The organism is Glycomyces xiaoerkulensis, assembly GCF_002798405.1.
GTDB classification, from domain to species: Bacteria; Actinomycetota; Actinomycetes; order Mycobacteriales; family Micromonosporaceae; genus Glycomyces; species Glycomyces xiaoerkulensis.
On sequence record NZ_PGGV01000024.1, the window covers coordinates 1 to 6,413 of the forward strand.

Genomic DNA, 6,413 nt, shown 5'->3' on the forward strand with positions numbered 1-6,413 from the left:
CTGCACCTGCGTGCCGTTCTCGGTCGACTGGTCCGGCACATCCAGACACCGGCCCGACCCCGCACCGGTGACATGACCACCCGAACCCGGCTCCGGATCCGACGGCCCGCCGTCGCCGCAGTCGGAGGTGGGGTTGGTGTGGGTGATGAGCCCGAGGCGGTAGGGCAGTTGGGAGTAGTCGCCGCCGGAGTTCGGGTCCCTTCCCTGATAGAGGTACTGCATGTTGCACGGGTCGATCTCCATGGTCTGGTCGCCGCCGGTGCGGACCATGTCGCCGTGGCTGATGTCGTCGGTCCACTGGCCGCCGGGGAAGGAGACGTTGCTCGCGCGGGCGAACGGGTTGGACTCGGTGTCGGCCAGTGGGGTCCATTCGCCGAAGTTCGCGTCCAGCCGGTCGGAGGTCCAGGACCGGAAGTAGCGGGCGCCGTCGGAGCCGATGGCCTCGATCAGCAGCAGGTACTCGCCGGTGTCGCCGATCCGGTAGACGTTGGTCGCCTCGAACAGGCTGTTGTCCGGGGCCTCCATGAACAGCTCGACGCCGCCGAAGCCGTTCGGGAACTCCGCCACCGTCGTCTGGGCCCGGTAGAACTGCTGGTTGTCGTTGTTGAAGAACATGTAGCAGTTCACGTCGTCGCAGGTGATCCAGTAGTCGACGATGTAGTCGGAGGTGCCGTCGGCGATCCCGTGCGAGGACATGAAGTTCTGGGCCGGCGAGGCGGTCTCGGGCGCCCCGGGGTGGTCGATGGTGGAGAAGGAGGGCAGGCCGGTCTGGTAGACCAGGTACCACTGGTCGTCGGGGGCGAAGTAGAAGACCTGCGGTGCGGCGCGGTAGCCGTCGCCGATGGCGGTCTGGGACAGGTGGTACTGCTCGGCCTGCCCGGCCTGGGACCAGTCGGTGAATCCGCCGAAGTAGGTAAGCGACCAGTTGCCGTCGGTGTCGGCGGTGGTCGCGTACACGTGGTGCTGGCCGTCGACCTGCACCGCCGTCGGGTCCTTGACCGATACGAGAGTCCGTCCCGGCGCGGTCTGCTGCGGCTCGACCAGTGGGCCGGTCGACTCCCACTGGAAGGTCGAGGGCAGGGGATCGGCGTGTGCCGGGGAGGTCGTGGCTGCGAGGGTGGCCGCTACGAGGGCGGCCGTGAACGCGGTCGCCAGCAAGGCGATCCGAGTTCGGGTTGTTGATGGTTTCATCGTTGGCCTTTCTGACAGCGGCCGCGCGAGCTGTTACCGATCACAAACTCGCGGGCCTTCGAAATTTTCCACGGCCCCGCCGAAAATACGGAGTCGCCGACACAGGATAGCCAGAGACCGCCTGACATGTAAATAGGTCGATGTAGTCCAACGAACTCGACTACCGCAGGTTCTCATGGCAGTCGGTGTTTGCGCTGGTAGTGAGCTTGTTTGACGTTGTCGCGGCAGCGTCGCCGCCAGTTGACAGCGGTGAGTGTTTCGGCAAGAGAGCGGACGGTGGGGAGGATCAGGCCCAGCGGATGCCGGATGACCGGCGCGCTGAGGCGATCGCGTCCGCCGCTCCTTTCGGGTCCGTGGCCGCCGTGGTCTGCAGGAAGGCATAGGCGTACATGGCCATGGTGATGTGCCGGTGCCAGGACGTCCGGGTTCGGACCAGGTAGTGGTCCATTCCGCACTGTTCCTTGGCTTCGGCGATCAGCCCGAAGCACTCGCCCAAGCGATCCCGCCACGAGACCACCTCAGCAGCTGCAACATCCGCTACCGCACCCACCATGATCAGAAGTTACCCGGCCGTGGATCGAAGCACCACCGCCGGCACAGACCGACCCGAATCTGCATAGCGTTGAGCCACAACGACAAAGCTCAATCGTCGACAATCCCTCACGCTTACTTGCGGTAGTCGAGCCAACGCCCCGGCCGTTGGATTCGGCCGCCCCGGGCCGTCGGCCTACTGCGCGGTTCCGCCCGGGTCGGGAGGGGCGGTACTGCCCCGCACGATCAGTTCGGTGGCGAGTTCGAGGCGCCGCCGGGGGAGTGGTTCGCCGCCGGCGAGGGCGAGGAGCATGTCGGTGGCGGCGGCCGCCATTTCCCGCAGCGGCTGGCGGACGGTGGTGAGCGGGGGGATGTTCCACTCGGCCATCGGCAGGTCGTCGTAGCCGACCACGCTCAGGTCCTCGGGAATGCGCAGCCCGGCTTCGGCCGCGGCCTGGTACACGCCGAGGGCCTCGCCGTCGTTGCCGGCGACGATCGCGGTCGGCGGGTCGCTCAGTCGCAGCAGCTCGCGGGTGTGGTGCCGGCCGTCGGCGATCTGGTAGTCGCCGATGCGCACCAGCGCCGGGTCGACCGAGGCCCCGGCCAGGTCCATGGCGGCCCGGTAACCGTCGAGGCGGGCCCGGGCCGACAGGACCCGCTCGGGCCCGGTGATGGCCGCGATGCGCCGGTGGCCGAGCCCCAGCAGGTGGCGGGTGGCCGCCAGCCCGCCGTTCCAGTTGTTGGCGCCGACCGCCGCCGCCTCGGGATCGGGGTCGCCGGCCGGATCGAGGAGCACCAGGGGTATGTCGCGGCTGCGGAGCTGCTCGCGCTGCTCGGCGGTGAGCTCGGTGAACACCGCGACCACACCGGTGGGGCGGCGGGCCAGCACGTCCTCGACCCAGCTTCGTCCGGGAGTGTGGCGGCCCTCGAGCTCGGAGACGACCACCCCGAGCCGGTGGTCCCGGGCCACCTGTTCGACGCCGTTGATGATCTCGATCCCGTACAGGCCCCGCAACTCGTGGAAGACGACCTCCACCAGTCGAGCGGCCTTCACCGGTCGCTTCCGGCGCCGGTAGCCGTAGCGGCGGATCAGGTCCTCGACCAGTTCCCGGGTCTCCGGGGCGACGTTGTCGCGCCCGTTCACGACCTTGGAGACCGTCGCGATCGAGACCCCCGCATGGTCGGCGATCTGCGCGATGGTCAGCGGTGCGCCGTCAGGCTCGGCGTCAGGGGAAGCGCTTTCATCAACCGAAGACACTGGAGAATCCTAGCGCTTCGGCGTCCGATCGTTTCACCCAGTCGCAGCCGGAGCGGCGGACCGCTTGACGGGACATCGATTCATATCTATAGTCCCGATTACGGAAATTTCTGCATACGATAAGAAATTTTCGTTCGGCAATTTGGACTCGTGCGTGATTCGCGCCCCCGGCATCGCGGGTTGCGCCGTCTGCCGAATACTCGATCTCTCAAGGAGAGGCGCAACATGAGAACGATAACATGGCATGGCCGCGCCGCGATGACGATCGGTGCCGCCGTGGCGCTGGTCGTGTCGGCGCTGGTCGTGGTTCCCGGTGAGAGCCGGGCACAAGTGGCGCTCAACGTGGACTTGGCCGCAGAAGTGGGGCCGTCGAAGGACGTCGGACTGGGGTTCCTGTACGGCGCCACCGGAGACGGCTCGCAGCCGAGTGACGAGCTCCTCGAACCGCTCCGCATGAACGCCTTCCGGGCCGGCGGGCACATGACGCGCGGCTGGATTGAGGACGGCTACCAGTACGGCTCTGCCACCCAGACGATCATCGATTCGATCGTCGCCCAGGCTGAGCGCTTCACCGCCCCGCCCTATGAGGCGCAGTACCAGGTCATCCTGAGCGACGTATACGGCGCGTTCGGAGGCCAGGGCGCCGACACGATGTACCCGTGCGACAACGGCGACTGCTCGAACTGGGCCGACTTCGTAGCCACCGTGGTCGGGACCCTCCAGGACACCGGGATGCCGATGTCGTACGACATCTGGAACGAGCCCGACATCGACATCTTCTGGACGCGAGGCGTCAACAGCGAGCAGTACTTTCAGATGTGGGACACCGCGGTCCGGGAGATCCGACGCGTCGACCCCGACGCGGTCATCCTCGGACCGTCGTTCGCCTACACCCCGGAGCGGCGGCCCCAGCAGTGGCAGACATGGCTGGCGCACACCAAGGCCGCCGGCACCCTGCCCGACTGGATCGCCAACCACACCCTGGGCGTGGTCGACGATCCGGTCGCCGTCGGGCAGTCCACGCTCGATGCCCTCGCCGCCAACGGGATCGATCCGCTCCCGATGTCGGCGAACGAGTACCAGCCCGCCGACATGCAGGAAACCAACGTGCTGGCCTGGTACCTGGCCCGTTTCGCCCAGTCCGACTATGCCAACGCCCTGCGCGGCAACTGGGTCTGCTGCCTGACGCCCAACCTGACCGGCATCCTGACCGAGACCTCCGGCGGCTGGCAGCCGACCGGGCTGTGGTGGACCATGCGCGCCTACGCGGACATGACCGGCACGTTGGTGGACACGTCCGAGCAGGTGGGCGGCACCGCCATTTCCGCCGCCAAGGACGCCGACAACGAGCGGGCCGTCGCCATCGTCGGCGACATCGACGGCTACACCGGTTCGGCGTCGGTCACGTTCGACGGGCTCGCTTCGGCGCCCTGGCTCGCCTCCGAAGGAAACGTCCACGTGACCGTCCGGAGGATGCCGGAACAGGCGCCCCTGGCCGCACCCCAAGTGGTCTTCGAACAGGACATGAGCGTCTCCAGCGGCTCGGTCACCGTGCCGTTGAATTTCCAGCAGCCGAACGACGCCTATGCCGTCTACCTGACACCCGGCGGTCAGTCCGGCGACGAGACCGGAGAGGTGTTCGCGACCGGCGCGGGCAAATGCCTGGATGTGCCGGACCAGTCGTCCGAGAACGGGACGCAGCTGCAGCTCTGGGACTGTCACGGCGGTGCGAATCAGCAGTGGTCGTACACCGATGCCGGTGAGCTGTCGGTCTACTCCGGCGGTTCGCGCAAGTGCCTGGACGCCGAGGGCGGCGGCACTTCGGACGGGACGGCGGCGATCATCTGGGACTGCCACGGCGGGACCAACCAGCAATGGAACCTGCGCAGCGACGGCTCGATCACAGCAGCCCAGTCCGGACTGTGCCTGGATGCCGAGGGAGCCGGGACCGTCAACGGCACCCAAGTGATCCTCTGGGCCTGTAACGGCGGCTCCAACCAGCAATGGACCCTTCGATGACACATCCCCCGAGAAGCAAAGGATTCGCAATGATCGACAGTTCACCGAGGCGACGGCGCCGCGTCTGGTCGGCCATCGCCGCCGCCACGACCGCAGCCCTGGCCGCTGCGACCGGGCTCGTGATGTCCTCCGGGACCGCCCAGGCCGCCGGGACGCTCGGAGCCTCCGCGGCCGAGAGCGGCCGGTACTTCGGGGCCGCCGTCGTCCCGAACCTCCTCAACGACTCGACCTACTCGTCCGCGCTCGACGGCGACTTCAACAGCCTGGTCGCCGAGAACGTGATGAAGTGGGACGCCACGGAGCCGAATCCGGGGCAGTTCAACTTCAGCGGTGGCGACCAGATCGTCTCCTACGCCCAGGCCCGCGGCATGGAGGTCCGCGGCCACACATTGGTCTGGCACGCACAGCAGCCCGGCTGGGTCCAAGGACTGACCGGGAACGACCTGCGGCAGGCCATGATCAACCACATCAACGGTGTCGCCGGGCACTGGGCCGGAGACATCGAGTCCTGGGACGTGGTCAACGAAGCCTTCGAGTGGGACGGCAGCCGTCGCCAGTCGAACCTCCAGCAGCAGCTCGGCGACGGCTGGATCGAAGAGGCGTTCCGCACCGCCAGAGCCGCCGACCCGAACGCCAAACTCTGTTACAACGACTTCAGCACCGACGGCCTCAACCCCAAGAGTGACGGCATCTATGACATGGTCGCCGACTTCAAGGCCCGCGGCGTGCCGATCGACTGCGTCGGATTCCAGTCGCACCTCGGCTCCGACTCCGACTTGAGTACCTACCAGGCGAACCTGCAGCGCTTCGCCGACCTCGGCGTCGACGTGGAGATCACCGAGCTCGACGTCGGCGGCTCCGGAGCCGCCCAGGCAAACGTGTACCGCCAGGTGACCGAGGCGTGCATGGCGGTCTCACGCTGCACCGGGATCACCACCTGGGGCATCACCGACGCGCACTCCTGGCGCGGTGACGAGACGCCGCTGCTCTTCGACGGGAACTACCAGAAGAAGGAGGCGTACTACGCCGTGCTCGACGCGTTGAACGACGGTGACTCTGAGCCTCCGTCGGGTTCGGGTGGTCATGTCACCGGTGCGGGGTCGGGCCGGTGTCTGGATGTGCCGGACCAGTCGACCGAGAACGGCACGCAGGTGCAGATCTACGACTGCTGGGACGGCGCGAATCAGCAGTGGACCTACACCGATGCCGGTGAGTTGTCGGTCTACTCCGGCGGTTCGCGCAAGTGCCTGGACGCCGAGGGCGGCGGCACTTCGGACGGGACGGCGGCGATCATCTGGGACTGCCACGGCGGGGACAACCAGCGGTGGAATGTGAACTCGGACGGCTCGATCACCGGTGCCGCGTCCGGGTTGTGCCTGGACGTATCGGGCGCCTCGACCGACAACGGCGCCCT

At 67.4% G+C, this 6,413-nt stretch carries 5 protein-coding genes; 2 read left to right on the forward strand and 3 right to left on the reverse strand.

Translation table 11 applies throughout. The features are described from left to right. The 3 genes from CUT39_RS08430 to CUT39_RS08440 form a co-directional block, all read right to left on the reverse strand. Positions 1-1,191 (reverse strand): non-reducing end alpha-L-arabinofuranosidase family hydrolase (locus CUT39_RS08430; protein ID WP_100445595.1); only part of this gene is annotated, 1,191 nt, incomplete at its 3' end. Positions 1,192-1,477: 286 nt separating this feature from the next. Then, the gene (locus CUT39_RS08435; protein WP_157930556.1) at positions 1,478-1,744 is read right to left on the reverse strand and encodes a hypothetical protein; all 267 of its coding nucleotides are present in this window, start codon (positions 1,742-1,744) and stop codon (positions 1,478-1,480) included. A gap of 174 nt (positions 1,745-1,918) precedes the next feature. Further along, positions 1,919-2,980 carry a LacI family DNA-binding transcriptional regulator gene (locus CUT39_RS08440; RefSeq protein WP_100445534.1) on the reverse strand — a complete coding sequence of 354 codons (1,062 nt, stop codon included), beginning with the start codon at positions 2,978-2,980 and terminating at the stop codon, positions 1,919-1,921. 225 nt (positions 2,981-3,205) lie between these two features. Between CUT39_RS08440 and CUT39_RS08445 the strand changes: the two genes are divergently transcribed. After that, positions 3,206-4,999 (forward strand): RICIN domain-containing protein, encoded by a 1,794-nt coding sequence (locus CUT39_RS08445; protein WP_198586982.1) that lies wholly within the window; start codon positions 3,206-3,208, stop codon positions 4,997-4,999. Between the two features lie 29 nt (positions 5,000-5,028). Then, positions 5,029-6,413, forward strand: a 1,385-nt coding sequence (locus CUT39_RS08450) for an endo-1,4-beta-xylanase (RefSeq protein WP_198586983.1), incomplete at its 3' end; no start/stop codon positions are given.

Coding starts and splice junctions, on each gene's coding strand:
- CUT39_RS08445 (WP_198586982.1), top strand. CDS start 3,206: ATGAGAACGATAACATGGCATGGCCGCGCCGCGATGACGATCGGTGCC.
- CUT39_RS08435 (WP_157930556.1), bottom strand. CDS start 1,744: ATGGTGGGTGCGGTAGCGGATGTTGCAGCTGCTGAGGTGGTCTCGTGG.